The sequence below is a fragment of the Fibrobacter sp. UWB12 genome, assembly GCF_900142485.1.
Lineage (GTDB): Bacteria > Fibrobacterota > Fibrobacteria > Fibrobacterales > Fibrobacteraceae > Fibrobacter.
In genome coordinates, this window is the sequence record NZ_FRAZ01000015.1 from 1 (window position 1) to 16,621 (window position 16,621).

A 16,621-nucleotide genomic window follows, 5' to 3' on the forward strand; every position below is an offset into this window, starting at 1 on the left:
CCGATTGAAAATATGTTCGCCCAGACGGAACAGTACCTCCGTGAATTGATGGGCATCCCGGAAGATTACGACATCGTGTTCCTCGGTGGTGGTTGCTCACTTTTGTTCTGCATGCTCCCGACTTCGGCTTCTGTGCTTCGCAGAACACGTATTATTTTGGTTATAAGTTACACGCTCTCTGTGGGTTAAGTGGAGTTATCCATTCCTATGATCTGTCAAAGGCAAGTGTGGCGGACCTCCATTATATGAAGGATGTAAAACATACTTATCACGACTGTAGCATCTATGGTGACAAAGGGTATATTGGAGCTGACGTACAGCTTGACTTGTTCGAAACCGCACACATAAGACTGGAGTGTCCGTATCGGCTCAACCAAAAGGATTGGAAACCGACATTCATTCCGTTTGCAAAGGCAAGAAAGAGGATTGAGACAATATTCTCACAACTTACAGACCAGTTCTTGGTCATCAGGAACTATGCGAAAATAACGAATGGTTTGTTTGCCAGGATCATTGGCAAAATTAGTGCACTTACCATTCTGCAATACGTAAACTTCATTAACGACAAGCCCATTGGCAGAATTAAGTATGCACTAAATTAATTCCGCCAACAGGTTGCTTAATCCAAATGAATATTATAAATTTAGGAATTCTTGCTCACGTTGATGCAGGAAAAACTTCCGTAACCGAGAATCTGCTGTTTGCCAGTGGAGCAACGGAAAAGTGCGGCCGTGTGGATAATGGTGACACCATAACGGACTCTATGGATATAGAGAAACGTAGAGGAATTACTGTCCGGGCTTCTACGACATCTATTATCTGGAATGGAGTGAAATGCAATATCATTGACACTCCGGGACACATGGATTTTATTGCGGAAGTGGAGCGGACATTCAAAATGCTTGATGGAGCAGTCCTCATCTTATCCGCAAAGGAAGGCATACAAGCGCAGACAAAGTTGCTGTTCAGTACTTTACAAAAGCTGCAAATCCCGACAATTATATTTATCAATAAGATTGACCGTGCCGGTGTGAATTTGGAGCGTTTGTATATGGATATAAAAACAAATCTGTCGCAAGATGTCCTGTTTATGCAAACTGTTGTCGATGGATCGGTTTATCCGGTTTGCTCCCAAACATATATAAAGGAAGAATACAAAGAATTTGTATGCAACCATGACGACGATATATTAGAACGATATTTGGCGGATAGCGAAATTTCACCGGCTGATTATTGGAATACGATAATCGCTCTTGTGGCAAAAGCCAAAGTCTATCCGGTGCTACATGGATCAGCAATGTTCAATATCGGTATCAATGAGTTGTTGGACGCCATTTCTTCTTTTATACTTCCTCCGGCATCAGTCTCAAACAGACTTTCAGCTTATCTCTATAAGATAGAGCATGACCCCAAAGGGCATAAAAGAAGTTTTCTTAAAATAATTGACGGAAGTCTGAGACTTCGAGACGTTGTAAGAATCAACGATTCGGAAAAATTCATCAAGATTAAAAATCTAAAGACTATTTATCAGGGCAGAGAGATAAATGTTGATGAAGTGGGTGCCAATGATATCGCGATTGTAGAAGATATAGAAGATTTTCGAATCGGAGATTATTTAGGTGCTAAACCTTGTTTGATTCAAGGATTATCTCATCAGCATCCCGCTCTCAAATCCTCCGTCCGGCCAAATAAGCCCGAAGAGAGAAGCAAGGTGATATCCGCTCTGAATACATTGTGGATTGAAGACCCGTCTTTGTCCTTTTCCATAAACTCATATAGTGATGAATTGGAAATCTCGTTATATGGTTTGACCCAAAAGGAAATCATACAGACATTGCTGGAAGAACGATTTTCCGTAAAGGTCCATTTTGATGAGATCAAGACTATCTACAAAGAACGACCTATAAAAAAGGTCAATAAGATTATTCAGATCGAAGTACCACCCAACCCTTACTGGGCCACAATAGGGCTGACTCTTGAACCCTTACCGTTAGGGGCAGGGTTGCAAATCGAAAGTGACATCTCCTATGGTTATCTGAACCATTCTTTTCAAAATGCCGTTTTTGAAGGGATTCGTATGTCTTGCCAATCTGGTTTACATGGATGGGAAGTGACAGATCTGAAAGTAACTTTTACTCAAGCCGAGTATTATAGCCCGGTAAGTACACCTGCTGATTTCAGACAGCTGACCCCTTATGTCTTCAGGCTGGCTTTGCAACAGTCAGGTGTGGACATTCTCGAACCGATGCTCTGTTTTGAGTTGCAGATACCCCAAGTAGCGAGTTCCAAAGCTATTACAGATTTGCAAAAAATGATGTCTGAGATTGAAGACATCAGTTGTAATAATGAGTGGTGTCATATTAAAGGGAAAGTTCCATTAAATACAAGTAAAGACTATGCCTCAGAAGTAAGTTCGTACACTAAGGGCTTAGGCATTTTTATGGTTAAGCCATGTGGGTATCAAATAACAAAAGACGGTTATTCTGATAATATCCGCATGAACGAAAAAGATAAACTTTTATTCATGTTCCAAAAATCAATGTCATTAAAATAATGGAGCGGTCAGGAAATTTCTATAAGGCAATACGGTTGGGATATATACTTATCTCCATTCTTATCGGATGTATGGCATATAATAGCCTCTATGAATGGCAGGAGATAGAAGCATTAGAACTTGGCAATAAAAAAATAGACGAGCTCCGAAAAGAAATAAACAATATCAATATTCAAATGATAAAATTTTCTCTATTGGGTGAAACAATACTGGAATGGAACGATAAAGATATCGAGCATTACCATGCACGGCGTATGGCAATGGACAGTATGCTCTGCCGTTTCAAGGCCACCTATCCAGCAGAGCGCATCGATAGTGTGCGCAGTCTTTTAGAGGATAAGGAACGACAGATGTTCCAGATAGTCCGGTTAATGGATGAACAACAATCTATTAACAAGAAGATAGCCAATCAAATTCCGGTTATTGTACAGAAAAGTGTGCAGGAACAGTCCAAAAAGCCAAAACGAAAAGGTTTCTTAGGCATATTCGGCAAAAAAAAGGAAGTAACTCCAGCAGTATCAACCACTATCCTTCATTCGGTCAATAGAAACGTAATCAGCGAACAGAAAGTGCAGGATCGCCAATTGTCGGAACAAGCCGACAGCCTTGCAGCTCGTAATGCAGAACTTAACAGACAACTGCAAGAATTGATTTGCCAAATAGAAGAAAAGGTACAAACCGAACTGCAAAGCCGGGAAAACGAAATAGTTGCCATGCGTGAAAAGTCATTTATGCAAGTAGGCGGTTTAATGGGATTCGTTCTTCTATTGTTCCTTAATTCCGCAACACTATAATTTAACTTTATTTATAAGTTCCTGAGCAACAAAAAGTTGCCCAGGATTTTGCCATGTCAGAATTTTCACTTATCTTAGTGTTGCAAAAAGAAAACAAGCAAAACTCTAATATGACATGGCAAAAATACAAATTAAATCTGAGAAACTCACACCTTTTGGAGGAATTTTTTCAATCATGGAGAAATTTGACTCCATGCTTTCACCCGTTATCGACTCAACACTGGGTCAGAGATGCAGCAGTATCTTCGGATATCAGTTCAGCGAGATAGTCCGTTCGCTGATGAGCGTTTATTTCTGTGGCGGCTCATGCGTGGAAGATGTAACGTCACAACTGATGCGCCATCTCTCGTATCATCCTACCCTTCGTACATGCAGCTCTGATACCATCCTCAGAGCCATCAAGGAACTGACACAGGAAAACATCTCCTATACTTCCGACCAAGGCAAGACCTATGATTTCAATACTGCAGACAAACTCAACACATTGCTTATAAACGCTTTGGTTTCTACAGGCGAGTTGAAGGAAATTGAGGAATACGATGTTGACTTTGACCATCAGTTCCTTGAAACGGAGAAGTATGATGCAAAACCGACCTACAAAAAGTTCCTCGGCTACAGGCCTGGCGTATATGTTATCGGTGACAAGATAGTCTATATCGAGAACAGCGATGGTAACACGAATGTGCGTTTTCATCAGGCAGACACCCATAAGAGATTCTTCGCTCTTCTGGAATCCCAGAACATCCGTGTAAATCGCTTCAGGGCAGACTGCGGTTCCTGCTCGAAGGAAATCGTCAGTGAGATAGAGAAGCATTGCAAACATTTCTACATCCGTGCCAACCGATGCAGTTCGCTCTACAATGACATCTTTGCTCTGAGAGGATGGAAGACGGAGGAGATTAACGGCATCCAGTTCGAACTCAATTCCATTCTCGTTGAGAAATGGGAAGGCAAGTGCTATCGTCTTGTCATCCAGAGACAAAGACGCAACAGTGGCGACCTTGACCTGTGGGAAGGCGAATACACTTACCGTTGTATTCTGACCAACGATTACAAGTCATCGACAAGGGACATTGTTGAATTCTACAATCTGCGTGGCGGCAAGGAACGTATCTTTGACGACATGAACAACGGATTCGGTTGGAGCAGGCTCCCCAAGTCATTCATGGCGGAGAATACTGTCTTTCTTCTGCTTACTGCATTGATACACAATTTCTACAAGACCATCATGAGCAGGCTTGACACCAAGGCTTTTGGGCTCAAGAAAACGAGTCGCATAAAGGCTTTTGTCTTCAGATTCATCTCCGTACCTGCCAAGTGGATCATGACTGCAAGGCAATACGTGCTGAATATCTACACAGAGAACCGAGCTTATGCAAAACCCTTCAAAACAGAATTCGGATAAGAATCCTTTCTTTCCGGTTTGAATCTGCGTATTACCTCAAGTCGCATCGTGGGGTAAGGGGATGGTGGCTACATATTGATGTTGTGCTGTTGCTTTTTACTGAAAGCTGCTACTAACGACTCATAAATCTACCCTTAATCGTGTATTGGATGATAGTTGCGGATTTTAGGTTCATCAGATTTCTATCAATTAACAGCTTCCAGAGTTTGTTGTAATTCATTGCCATTTCGTTCACCTTTATCTTTTCTATGAGCTTTGAGTGGCTATAACACTGCGGATCATTATATCACAACGGCTTTACTTTTTCAATCTCGATTTGAGTTCTGCAAGCTTGAGATTTTCAATTTCTATACCAGGCACATTCTGTGCGAGCAGTGTCTGGGTATATACCCAGCCGCTTTTCGCTCGTTGGGGAAGCGCCCCAATCCCCTTGAACATCCCCGGATTTCTCCGGTGATGAGCCGAGTGTCTGAAGACACTTAAAAAGGAAGGCCGTATTTCAAGCCTTCCTTCAATGCTTCACTTGTAGAAGCCTTCGTCATCGTGTTCACCAAAACAACTATGGCAAGTATAGGGACCGGGTACTTCTTCAATGCCTCCTGGGGTTAGTTTGATTTCCCTCGTAATAAACGGAAAGATTCTGCAATGACTTATCATCAGAACCGCCATTTGCGGATTGTCACGAATTACTCTATTGATTAGATTGCTGATGTTCCTTGCGTTTATAAAGTCAAGATTGTTTAGTGGCTCATCAACTATCAACAGCTCCGCGTTTGGCCGTGTTGCGATCACAGAAAGAACTGACAACAGCCTTTGTTCTCCTCCGCTGAATTTTGCCGGTTTTGACTTGGCATCGAATATCCTTCTGTTATCATGATGCCTTGGAATCCACTCATCAATCAAGTCGTTGACCTCTGATGTGCTTAACATTTTTCCTGAACTCGGCTGGCCGCTTTCACTAATGATATCCTTAACCTGAATATTGCCCATTTCTGCGTATTCATCTCGTTGCTGGACATATGCAATTCGAGATCTGAATTTTTGTATTTCCGCAGAATTTAGTTTCAGAATGTCACCGAAACCACGGACTATGATCTCGCCGTTAATTGTCTTCCCTTCGTTATCCAGGCGCAGGATGCTTTTGAGAAGAGAACTCTTACCAATACCATTAGCTCCGGACAGTAAAACGACCTCGCCTTCACCGATATCAAAAGAGATATTCTGTAATAATTGTTGATTCCTTATTTGAATCGATACATCCCTTATGCTCAAAACGCTATCCATAAATGTTACCTCCACAGACGTTTCCTGCACCCGTTTACAGCAATAAATACCGTAACTATTTCTATTACTGCGGCAATCAAAAAATATATCCCTTCCATGAAACTAAACCCTGAAATGAATGCTGCTATGATAGATAGCAGGAATGCAACTGCGATTGCCGGCAGACACACACTATAGATGCGTGTGAAATATGAGCTGTCAAGACTCTCCTTGTCAAAGCCAAGCATAATCAGCCTTTTCATATTGTGCCGGACTTCTCTGTTTGTAAAATAGACGGCTCCATATGAGGCCATGATTGAAAGAAGAAGGAAAGCCAGCAAATAAGGAGTAAGCGTTCGAACAACAACAGCAATCTCATCTGTTCTATATACAATATTTACAGGCATATCCGATGCCGATGAAGACAGCTGATCAATGGGAGTTTTTGTATACACTCTGGTGGTATGTACGATGTTTTCAGCATACTGATCATCATATCCCATGATGATTAGACCCTCACTGAAGCTGTTCCTGGCAAAAGACTTTATATTCGAAACCTCCGGCAGAATCTGTTCGATGGTATATTCATGTATCGTGCCATCTACTATGTGCTTTGAATACAGTAAATCACCCAGCTTCAGTCCATAGCGCCGAGCCATTCCATCCGAGATAGCCACTCCGTATTTGCTGAGCTGTTCCGCATTCCAATCGACAGAAGTGGTATATAAGGAATCGCCGGTCTGCATTAAAATCTCTGCATTCAAACTGGTCTGTGATTCTCGCGACAGCGAATAGCTGATCCCTGCTTCAAACTGGTAATAATCGTCTTGAAGGATTGGATCTCTCATCGTCACGGAATACTCATAATCGGAGCGAAGTAGTGAAGATATCTGTGCAAGATTTTTCCCGATAGACAGTATTGCGAGAACGCCGATGAAAACAAGAGCCAAGGCAAAAAAGAGCATGACAAGGGCGTGTCCGCACAGGGACATCTTGAAATTGAAGGTACTACACCAGCCGATTGAGGGATGAAACGAAAAATCCGAGGCAGAGAGATATTCTCTTCCTCGGATTTTTTTATTTCAATAGACTCTCCGCCTCGAACTTGGTATATTGTGTTGCTGAGAAATGCGGTGCCATACACCACACATGGTTCGGAAAGTATGCTGTGAAAAAATTGCATCTTTTTTAATGCTGTCAGCGGTCTTTCCCTCTTTTCTCTTGTACGCATTGTATCGTCAGAGGCGTGGTTCAGAGCTTCCTTGTAACCCAGAGAGCAACGACCTGTATGTTTGGCTTCAGGAAGCCGCCCGCATCGACGAAGAAGAATATTCCTTCCATGGCATCCATACTGTCGATTTTCCAGTTCCCGGAGGGCCTGTAATTACAATAATTCTTCCTCGCTCCATTTTCGCCCTTCCTTCAACTTCGTGCTCTGTTCACCTTTTCACAACGATTCAATAGGCAAATTATGCTGCTTCAGAAAAGACAGCTTATCCCAATATCCTCTCTGAAACAGAATTTTACCATTCACAACATGGAAGAAGCCGCATCCCCGCAGTCCCAGAGGGTCCTTCCATTCTAAAATCGCCCACTGTCCATCTTCAAAGATATTCTCTACAATGGCAGTCATATCGGCAGTGGCAAATTCTGCTGTAAACATTTCACGGATTGCATCTATCCCAATCACGGGATCATTGGTCACCTGATGATTGGTTGCGTTATCATGGTACAAGCTCATAATTGCCTCTACATCATGGTTGTTAAAGGCATCTACCCATTTACATACTATTTCTTTTGGCCGTAACATAAATATTTCCTCCATATATCGTTAGCTGCTGTTTTCAAGATACACGATTCATGTAACATCACAATTCCCGCCGTTTCCACTGATCCAGGGCAGCTGCGACACAAATACCTGCCACAACGATCGTTAAGACGAGATAGGGAAGGTGGAAACCGTGCAGTGCTACCTCGTACACATCAAAATAACGCAATGGGGTCAGGTAGTCCAGGAAATGATTTCCTGTGTACTCGGCAGTAAAGGCCAACCCATAGGCAGCCAGCATGGAAATCGTACCTGTCCTCACCGCAGCCTTATAGGACATAAACAGGCTGGCAAACAGCAGCCCCAGAGCGAAAAAGAGGAACTGGGTAAAGAACATTCCCATGGTTGTGGTGAGCACTGCTCCCGGCTGTTCCAGACCGCCCAAAGGAAGAACGATTGTAAAATAATTACATAAACCGCTGAACAGGGCAAACACCAGCAGATTTACCGCCGAAACGATCACCTTCGCCAGTACAATGGTTTTCCGTTCCACAGGCTTTGTGAACAGGTATTCCGAGGTTCCGAACTTCTTTTCCTTCGCCACACAGGACAACCCCAGAGACATGGCATAAGGGAACGCCAGCAATCCTTCCCAGAAATAGATGCACACATACCAGCCAAGGGATGTGGTTAAATCGCCTTTGACCCCAAACATAATCATGATCAATCTCGGAAATTGGCTGACCATCGTTGCCATTTCATTCAGACTGTCCTGTAGAGACAGAAGCTCAAAATAGCAGAAACCGCACAGAAGCAGCATGATCCCTAACCAGATCAACAAGAGCCTTCTGGTTTGGCGGAACTCATTTTTAATCAATGTTTTCATGTTTGCACCCCCTTATGAACGAAACTGAATGTCTTTTTTCAGAAAGACACCGTAAGACAGCACCAAAAACAGGGTAACCAGCAGCACGCCCCAGCCAAGATAGGTCATATCATAGAAGCCAGTTTCGGAAATTTTTGCAGCTCCAAAGAAGGAGTATGGGGACAGGAAACTGATAGCCCGGTTACTGATGATGTTGGAGAAGCTGGTTATGCAATACTCCACAAACACGACTAATCCGGCGGTCAGCAGTGGGCTACGGTTGCGGGGAAACAAAATTCCCACCATCAGACCCATTGCAGCAAAGAACAGCGTAACAAGGGTGAGGGACAGAGCAATCAGAAAAAACTCTCCCCATGGAGTTCCGGAACGAAACATTGCCATGGCCAAAAAAGAAGCCAGCAGATACGCAGCACCTACGACCACCACTCCGATCAATACAGTCAATGCCTTTGCCCAATAGATTGTTTTCCGAGGAAAGGGCTTTGTAAACAGGTATTCCGAAGTTCCTTCCGTACATTCTCTGGTGTGAACGGAAATGCCGAAGTGCATTCCGAAAACGCCGGAGGCAATCATGAAAAAGCTGGTCAGAAACCCATAAATGCCCAACGGGGAAGTCAAGTATTCCATCGATACGCCGACACTCCTGTAAAAGTCCGTGGTGCCCATGGTTTCAAAGAGTTCCACGGAGGCAACATCCAGGAAGCTGTAATAAGTCGGTGTCATCAAAAAGATACACACAGCCAAGGCGATGGTCCAGCCCAGGATATAGGTTCGATGCCGTTTCAGTTCATATTTCAAAATGACCATACCTGACACCTCCTTACTCATAGTAGTGCATGAAGATTTCCTCCAAAGAGGGCTCTTCCAAAAGCACATCGTCCAAATGCAGCAGGTGAAGTTTATCAATGATTGCTGTGATATTGCCGTTATACATAAAGGAAACAGAGGTCTTGTCCGGGGTCTCAGAGAAATTCGCAATACCAGGCAGCTCCCAGAAATCACTGGAAATCGGTGTTTTGGTGGTAAGGCTGACCTTTTTATAACCGCTTTCCCGTAGTTCTCTGATAGACTGGATGCTCATGAGCTTACCCTCTTTTAAGATTGCCACCCGGTCACACAGCTTCTGTACCTCGCTGAGTACATGGGAGGAGAAGAAAATTGTGGTGCCCCGGTTGTTCTCCTCCTTCAGAATATCATAGAATGCCTGCTGGATCAGCGGGTCTAAGCCGCTGGTAGGTTCATCCATGATCAGCAGCTTAGGGGAAGTCATAATGGCAGACACGATGCCCACCTTTTTCTTGTTGCCCAGAGACAGGTCTGCAATCTTCCGGGACAAATCCAAATTGAGCCGTTCGGAAAGCTCATACATTTTCGTTTCACAGTTCATGGCGTACAGGTCGGCGGTGTATTGCAGTAGTTCCCGCACCTTCATGTTTTCATAATAGCTGTTCTCGCTGGGGAGGTAGCCCACATCTCTGGCAATGACACTGGCCTTGGTCTGGCAGTCCAGGCCGAAAATAGATGCGCTGCCGCCGCTGGGATGGATCAGGCCCATCAGGGTGCGGATGGTGGTGGATTTTCCCGCACCGTTTGGGCCAATGAAGCCGAAAAACTCGCCCTGGTCAACAGAGAAGCTAAGTCCGTCAATTCCCCGATGTTTCCCATAGTGCTTGGTCAGCTTTTCCAAAACAATGATTGGCTCGCTCATTTCAGATACTCCTCCTTATCCTTAATTCCGCAACACTATAATTTAACTTTATTTATAAGTTCCTGAGCAACAAAAAGTTGCCCAGGATTTTGCCATGTCAGAATTTTCACTTATCTTAGTGTTGCAAAAAGAAAACAAGCAAAACTCTAATATGACATGGCAAAAATACAAATTAAATCTGAGAAACTCACACCTTTTGGAGGAATTTTTTCAATCATGGAGAAATTTGACTCCATGCTTTCACCCGTTATCGACTCAACACTGGGTCAGAGATGCAGCAGTATCTTCGGATATCAGTTCAGCGAGATAGTCCGTTCGCTGATGAGCGTTTATTTCTGTGGCGGCTCATGCGTGGAAGATGTAACGTCACAACTGATGCGCCATCTCTCGTATCATCCTACCCTTCGTACATGCAGCTCTGATACCATCCTCAGAGCCATCAAGGAACTGACACAGGAAAACATCTCCTATACTTCCGACCAAGGCAAGACCTATGATTTCAATACTGCAGACAAACTCAACACATTGCTTATAAACGCTTTGGTTTCTACAGGCGAGTTGAAGGAAATTGAGGAATACGATGTTGACTTTGACCATCAGTTCCTTGAAACGGAGAAGTATGATGCAAAACCGACCTACAAAAAGTTCCTCGGCTACAGGCCTGGCGTATATGTTATCGGTGACAAGATAGTCTATATCGAGAACAGCGATGGTAACACGAATGTGCGTTTTCATCAGGCAGACACCCATAAGAGATTCTTCGCTCTTCTGGAATCCCAGAACATCCGTGTAAATCGCTTCAGGGCAGACTGCGGTTCCTGCTCGAAGGAAATCGTCAGTGAGATAGAGAAGCATTGCAAACATTTCTACATCCGTGCCAACCGATGCAGTTCGCTCTACAATGACATCTTTGCTCTGAGAGGATGGAAGACGGAGGAGATTAACGGCATCCAGTTCGAACTCAATTCCATTCTCGTTGAGAAATGGGAAGGCAAGTGCTATCGTCTTGTCATCCAGAGACAAAGACGCAACAGTGGCGACCTTGACCTGTGGGAAGGCGAATACACTTACCGTTGTATTCTGACCAACGATTACAAGTCATCGACAAGGGACATTGTTGAATTCTACAATCTGCGTGGCGGCAAGGAACGTATCTTTGACGACATGAACAACGGATTCGGTTGGAGCAGGCTCCCCAAGTCATTCATGGCGGAGAATACTGTCTTTCTTCTGCTTACTGCATTGATACACAATTTCTACAAGACCATCATGAGCAGGCTTGACACCAAGGCTTTTGGGCTCAAGAAAACGAGTCGCATAAAGGCTTTTGTCTTCAGATTCATCTCCGTACCTGCCAAGTGGATCATGACTGCAAGGCAATACGTGCTGAATATCTACACAGAGAACCGAGCTTATGCAAAACCCTTCAAAACAGAATTCGGATAAGAATCCTTTCTTTCCGGTTTGAATCTGCGTATTACCTCAAGTCGCATCGTGGGGTAAGGGGATGGTGGCTACATATTGATGTTGTGCTGTTGCTTTTTACTGAAAGCTGCTACTAACGACTCATAAATCTACCCTTAATCGTGTATTGGATGATAGTTGCGGATTTTAGGTTGTTGTTAATTTCCTACATCATCATACATCGTGATGCAAAAAGCATTAAACAATACAAGCACAAGACAACTGATTTGATAAGGCAACTGGAACAATCCGTACAACGGAACGAGGCACTGATAACGTCAAGGAAGAAGGCGGTACATACTATCACCCATGAACTGCGCACACCGCTGACAGCAATAACAGGCTATGCCGGACTGATACGGAAAGAACAGTGTGAGGATAAGTCCGGGCAGTATATCCAAAACATACTGCAATCCTCCGACCGTATGCGGGATATGCTTAACACTTTGCTTGACTTCTTCCGCCTGGACAACGGCAAGGAACAGCCCCGTCTGTCACCCTGCCGGATTTCAGCAATCACGCACACACTTGAAACGGAGTTCATGCCTGTTGCCGTGAACAAAGGGCTGTCCTTGTCCGTGAAGACTGGACACGATGCCATTGTATTGACCGACAAAGAGCGAATAATACAAATCGGGAATAACCTGCTGTCAAACGCTGTCAAGTTCACAGAAGAAGGCGGTGTTTCTTTGATTACTGAATATGATAATGGAGTTCTGACACTGGTCGTTGAAGATACAGGTACAGGCATGACAGAAGAGGAACAGAAACAAGCGTTCGGTGCGTTTGAACGTCTATCAAATGCCGCCGCAAAGGAGGGTTTCGGGCTTGGGCTTGCCATAATGCGTAATATTGTGTCGATGCTTGGCGGAACAATCCGTTTAGACAGCAAGAAAGGGAAAGGCAGTCGTTTCACAGTTGAAATTTCTATGCAGGAAGCTGAAGAACAGCTTGGATATACAAGCAATACACCTGTTTATCATAACAATAAATTCCATGATGTTGTCGCCATTGACAATGATGAGGTATTACTTCTGATGCTGAAAGAGATGTATTCCCAAGAAGGAATACACTGCGACACTTGCACCGATGCTGCGGCACTGATGGAAATGATACGCCAGAAAGAATACAGCCTGTTGCTGACAGACTTGAATATGCCCGATATAAACGGTTTCGAATTGCTGGAACTGTTGCGTTCGTCCAACGTGGGCAATTCACCAACAATCCCGGTGGTTGTGGCAACCGCTTCGGGCAGTTGTAACAAAGGGGAACTATTGGCAAAAGGCTTTGCCGGATGCCTGTTCAAACCGTTCTCCATATCGGAACTGATGGAGGTTTCCGACAGGTGTGCCATAAAAGCGACACCGGACGGGAAACCGGACTTTTCCGCCTTATTGTCCTATGGCAATGAAGCCGTCATGCTGGAAAAGTTGATAACTGAAACAGAAAAGGAAATGCAGGCGGTACGGGATGCAGCAAAAGAAAAAGACCTGCAAAAGCTGGATTCCCTGATCCACCACCTGCGCAGTTCGTGGGAGGTGCTCCGTGCCGACCAACCGCTGAATGTACTTTACGGATTGCTTCGTGGCGATGCTCTCCCGGATGGTGAAGCGTTAAGCCATGCCGTGACTGCCGTGCTGGATAAGGGAGTGGAAATAATACGGTTGGCAGAAGAGGAAAGGAGAAAATACGAAGATGAATAAGACAAAAATAATTGTGGTGGAAGACAACATCGTGTATTGCGAATATGTCTGCAATATGCTGTCACGGGAGGGCTACCGCAATATGAAGGCTTACCACCTCTCAACCGCGAAGAAACATCTGCAACAGGCAACAGATAATGATATCGTGGTTGCCGACCTGCGTCTGCCTGACGGCAGTGGCATAGACCTTTTGTGCTGGATGCGAAAGGAGGGAAAGATGCAGCCCTTCATCATTATGACCGACTACGCCGAAGTTAATACCGCCGTGGAAAGCATGAAACTCGGCTCGATAGACTATATTCCCAAACAGCTTGTGGAGGATAAACTTGTCCCCCTGATCCGTTCCATACTGAAAGAACGTCAGGCAGGACAACGCCGTATGCCTATATTCGCCCGTGAAGGTTCCGCCTTTCAGAAAATCATGCACCGCATAAGGCTGGTAGCCGCCACCGATATGAGCGTGATGATATTTGGTGAGAACGGCACGGGCAAGGAGCATATTGCCCACCTGTTGCATGACAAGAGCAAACGTGCAGGCAAGCCATTTGTGGCGGTGGACTGCGGTTCACTCTCCAAAGAGCTTGCACCGTCGGCTTTCTTCGGACACGTCAAAGGTGCATTTACAGGTGCGGACAATGCCAAGAAAGGATATTTCCATGAGGCGGAAGGCGGCACGTTGTTTCTGGACGAGGTAGGAAACCTCGCGTTGGAAACCCAACAGATGTTGCTCCGTGCCATACAGGAGAGGCGGTATCGCCCGGTCGGAGACAAGGCAGACCGGAATTTCAATGTCCGCATCATCGCTGCTACCAATGAAGATTTGGAGGTATCGGTGAATGAAAAGCGTTTTCGGCAGGATCTTCTGTACCGCCTGCACGACTTCGGGATAACCGTTCCTCCGTTGCGTGACTGTCAAGAAGACATTATGCCGCTGGCAGAGTTCTTCCGTGATATGGCAAACAGAGAGCTGGAGTGTAGCGTGAGCGGGTTCAGTTCCGAAGCACGTAAAGCGTTGCTGACACACGCATGGCCGGGCAACGTGCGGGAACTTCGGCAGAAAGTTATGGGTGCTGTATTGCAGGCGCAGGAAGGTGTTGTCATGAAAGAGCATCTGGAACTTGCCGTGACGAAACCGACCTCTACTGTCAGCTTCGCCTTGCGCAATGACGCGGAGGATAAGGAGCGGATATTGCGTGCGTTGAAACAGGCAAACGGCAACCGGAGTGTCGCCGCAGAACTGCTCGGCATAGGCAGGACAACACTATACAGCAAACTTGAAGAGTATGGACTTAAATATAAATTCAAGCAATCATAGCCCGTAATTCACTGAATTTGGCTATCTTTGCATAACATTTGAGAAAAACGGCGATTGGCAGGAGCTTTTCGCCGCCAACATATAGGATAAGACCGCAAGGCGTTTCAAGCGAAAATCTGGTAAATTGGAACTACGGAGACGATTGCGTGATGCTTATGCTATGCTTACGCATAGCGTGCATTCACGTACTCTCCGTAAAGGCTTTACCAGAGCCATCGCTTGAAGGTAGTGTGAATTGCACGCTACTTTTTTACCCTTGCCTAACGAAAGGAAACGATTATGGGTAAAGTTCAGATTCTCGCCGTACTGACGATGGACGGATGTCTTTCTTCAGAGTTATATGATAAAGCACATCAGGATTTGTGCCTTGACCGTTGCGGTCTTGATGAAATCAGGAAGAAAGCCTTTTACCGTGTGACACCGGACTATTCCATTTCAATGCTGCACGAATGGAGAAAAGACTGCACAAACATCCGTTACCTCGCGGAAGCCACACCGGACACGGCAGACTATATAAACGGACTGCTGCGGATGCACGCTGTGGATGAAATCATACTATACACCGTTCCTTTCATATCCGGAAGCGGACGACATTTTTTTAAGTCGGCTCTGCCAGAGCAACACTGGACGCTTTCCTCTTTGAAAAGCTATCCCAACGGTGTATGTCGCATTATCTATATCCTTGATAAAAAAGCAAGATAGCCAAAATGTGCGGCAAGCATACATTTCTATTTTCAGGAATAGAATAAATGTTCCGATTACAAACAATTTAAGTCGGAGATAATTTGTCCTTGTGAAAAAATACTGAATTTTATACCTCTGAAATCCAGCACTTTGTAAAATTGAGTGTTGGATTTTTTATTTTCTGCCGCGTTTTTTGCCAATTATATTCATGTGCGCACGCAGAAAACAAAGTGTAATTTTCAAAATTGACAGAACCATGAATTATTTCTTGCTGGCGGAAACCGACTTTTTCCGCCTGATAAACGAAGCCGGCGACTGCAATATGGAAACGGCATACACGGCTTTCGCCACCCAAGTGATCGAACTGTGCAACGGCGGCATGGACATGAACCTTACCGTCATCGCGCTTGCCTACATCGAAATCGAGTTGCAGCACCATCCCGTACGTAATCTGTCAGAAGAAAAAAGAGAGATTGCCGCCTACGTCAGCAAGGCTCTGTCTTTCGTAAGAAAGATGCAGAAATTCCTTGCCACGCCCCAAGTGCCACCACTAATATCCGCCAACAACGGGTTAATAATGCTTTCTTATCAAGACGCCTACAAAATTGCAGAATCAGTTCACCAAGGCCAGCAAGACAAGGCCGGTGGCCCATACATCGATTTCCTCCAGAACGTCGCCGACTATCTCAAGAACAAAGGCGAATCCGAAGATGTCCAGGTTCTCGCTATTTTGCAGGATTCCATTACTTCTGCCACTAAAAAGACTCCGGACGACATGATCAAGATGGGCGTACCTGCCGACATGGTGGACCTCATCCAGAAGATGACCTACCACAAGAACCAGGCATGGATTGACGAATACAGCTGCCACCTCATGGAAAAGGGTGTGCCGGCCGAAGACGCCACCTACGACGCCCGCGAAAAGGACTTTGTACGCTTTGTCGAAACGCTCAAGGACAATCCGACTGCAGCAAAGGCAAAGAGCGCCATCTTGAACGTGCTCATGGACGACAAGTACATCCACCGTCAGGAACGCCGCGAACTCAAGACGAAGTTCCGTCTCAAGAAGTACAAGGC

At 44.9% G+C, this 16,621-nt stretch carries 11 protein-coding genes and 5 pseudogenes; 10 read left to right on the plus strand and 6 right to left on the minus strand.

All coding sequences use genetic code 11. The features are described from left to right. The 5 genes and pseudogenes from BUA34_RS16315 to BUA34_RS15345 all read left to right on the plus strand — a co-directional run. Positions 1-120: pseudogene (locus BUA34_RS16315) on the plus strand (3-phosphoserine/phosphohydroxythreonine transaminase); the annotation flags it as partial. Continuing rightward, positions 114-602: pseudogene (locus BUA34_RS15330) on the plus strand (IS982-like element IS1187 family transposase); the annotation flags it as partial. The pseudogenes BUA34_RS16315 and BUA34_RS15330, both read left to right, overlap by 7 nt. Positions 603-628: 26 nt before the next feature. Further along, on the plus strand, positions 629-2,554 hold the full coding sequence (gene tet(Q) / locus BUA34_RS15335) for a tetracycline resistance ribosomal protection protein Tet(Q) (RefSeq protein WP_072831140.1): 1,926 nt from the start codon (positions 629-631) through the stop codon (positions 2,552-2,554). Next, positions 2,554-3,336, plus strand: a pseudogene (locus BUA34_RS15340) (hybrid sensor histidine kinase/response regulator); the annotation flags it as partial. The gene tet(Q) and the pseudogene BUA34_RS15340, both read left to right, overlap by 1 nt. A gap of 127 nt (positions 3,337-3,463) precedes the next feature. Further along, a complete protein-coding gene (locus BUA34_RS15345; protein ID WP_005814044.1) occupies positions 3,464-4,753 on the plus strand; it encodes an IS1380-like element IS612 family transposase in 1,290 nt (429 codons plus the stop codon). Between the two features lie 519 nt (positions 4,754-5,272). Here BUA34_RS15345 and BUA34_RS15350 read toward each other — a convergent pair. The 6 genes from BUA34_RS15350 to BUA34_RS15375 all read right to left on the minus strand — a co-directional run bounded on the left by BUA34_RS15350 (position 5,273) and on the right by BUA34_RS15375 (position 10,378). Beyond that, positions 5,273-6,037 carry an ATP-binding cassette domain-containing protein gene (locus BUA34_RS15350; protein WP_072831142.1) on the minus strand — a complete coding sequence of 255 codons (765 nt, stop codon included), beginning with the start codon at positions 6,035-6,037 and terminating at the stop codon, positions 5,273-5,275. Positions 6,038-6,042: 5 nt separating this feature from the next. Next, positions 6,043-6,981: a hypothetical protein gene (locus BUA34_RS15355; RefSeq protein ID WP_072831144.1), complete on the minus strand. Its 939-nt coding sequence runs from the start codon at positions 6,979-6,981 to the stop codon at positions 6,043-6,045. A gap of 482 nt (positions 6,982-7,463) precedes the next feature. Further along, entirely contained in the window at positions 7,464-7,826 is a 363-nt protein-coding gene (locus BUA34_RS15360) for a nuclear transport factor 2 family protein (RefSeq protein WP_072831146.1), read from the minus strand. A 58-nt stretch (positions 7,827-7,884) separates the two neighbouring features. Continuing rightward, on the minus strand, positions 7,885-8,670 hold the full coding sequence (locus BUA34_RS15365) for an ABC transporter permease subunit (RefSeq protein ID WP_072831148.1): 786 nt from the start codon (positions 8,668-8,670) through the stop codon (positions 7,885-7,887). A gap of 12 nt (positions 8,671-8,682) precedes the next feature. Next, positions 8,683-9,477 (minus strand): ABC transporter permease subunit, encoded by a 795-nt coding sequence (locus BUA34_RS15370; RefSeq protein WP_026648251.1) that lies wholly within the window; start codon positions 9,475-9,477, stop codon positions 8,683-8,685. 13 nt (positions 9,478-9,490) lie between these two features. Beyond that, positions 9,491-10,378 (minus strand): ABC transporter ATP-binding protein, encoded by an 888-nt coding sequence (locus tag BUA34_RS15375; protein ID WP_072831150.1) that lies wholly within the window; start codon positions 10,376-10,378, stop codon positions 9,491-9,493. Positions 10,379-10,534: 156 nt separating this feature from the next. On the opposite strand from BUA34_RS15375, the gene BUA34_RS15380 reads away from it, so the two are divergent. From BUA34_RS15380 to BUA34_RS15400, 5 genes and pseudogenes are all read left to right on the plus strand, one after another. Beyond that, entirely contained in the window at positions 10,535-11,824 is a 1,290-nt protein-coding gene (locus tag BUA34_RS15380; RefSeq protein ID WP_005814044.1) for an IS1380-like element IS612 family transposase, read from the plus strand. 170 nt (positions 11,825-11,994) lie between these two features. After that, positions 11,995-13,545 (plus strand): annotated as a pseudogene (locus BUA34_RS15385) (ATP-binding protein); the annotation flags it as partial. Next, positions 13,538-14,860, plus strand: coding sequence for a sigma-54-dependent transcriptional regulator (locus BUA34_RS15390; protein WP_004291471.1), 1,323 nt, complete (start codon positions 13,538-13,540; stop codon positions 14,858-14,860). The pseudogene BUA34_RS15385 and the gene BUA34_RS15390, both read left to right, overlap by 8 nt. A gap of 279 nt (positions 14,861-15,139) precedes the next feature. Next, positions 15,140-15,562: a dihydrofolate reductase family protein gene (locus BUA34_RS15395; protein ID WP_004291474.1), complete on the plus strand. Its 423-nt coding sequence runs from the start codon at positions 15,140-15,142 to the stop codon at positions 15,560-15,562. Between the two features lie 238 nt (positions 15,563-15,800). Beyond that, positions 15,801-16,112: pseudogene (locus BUA34_RS15400) on the plus strand (RteC protein); the annotation flags it as partial. Positions 16,113-16,621 lie beyond the last annotated feature (509 nt).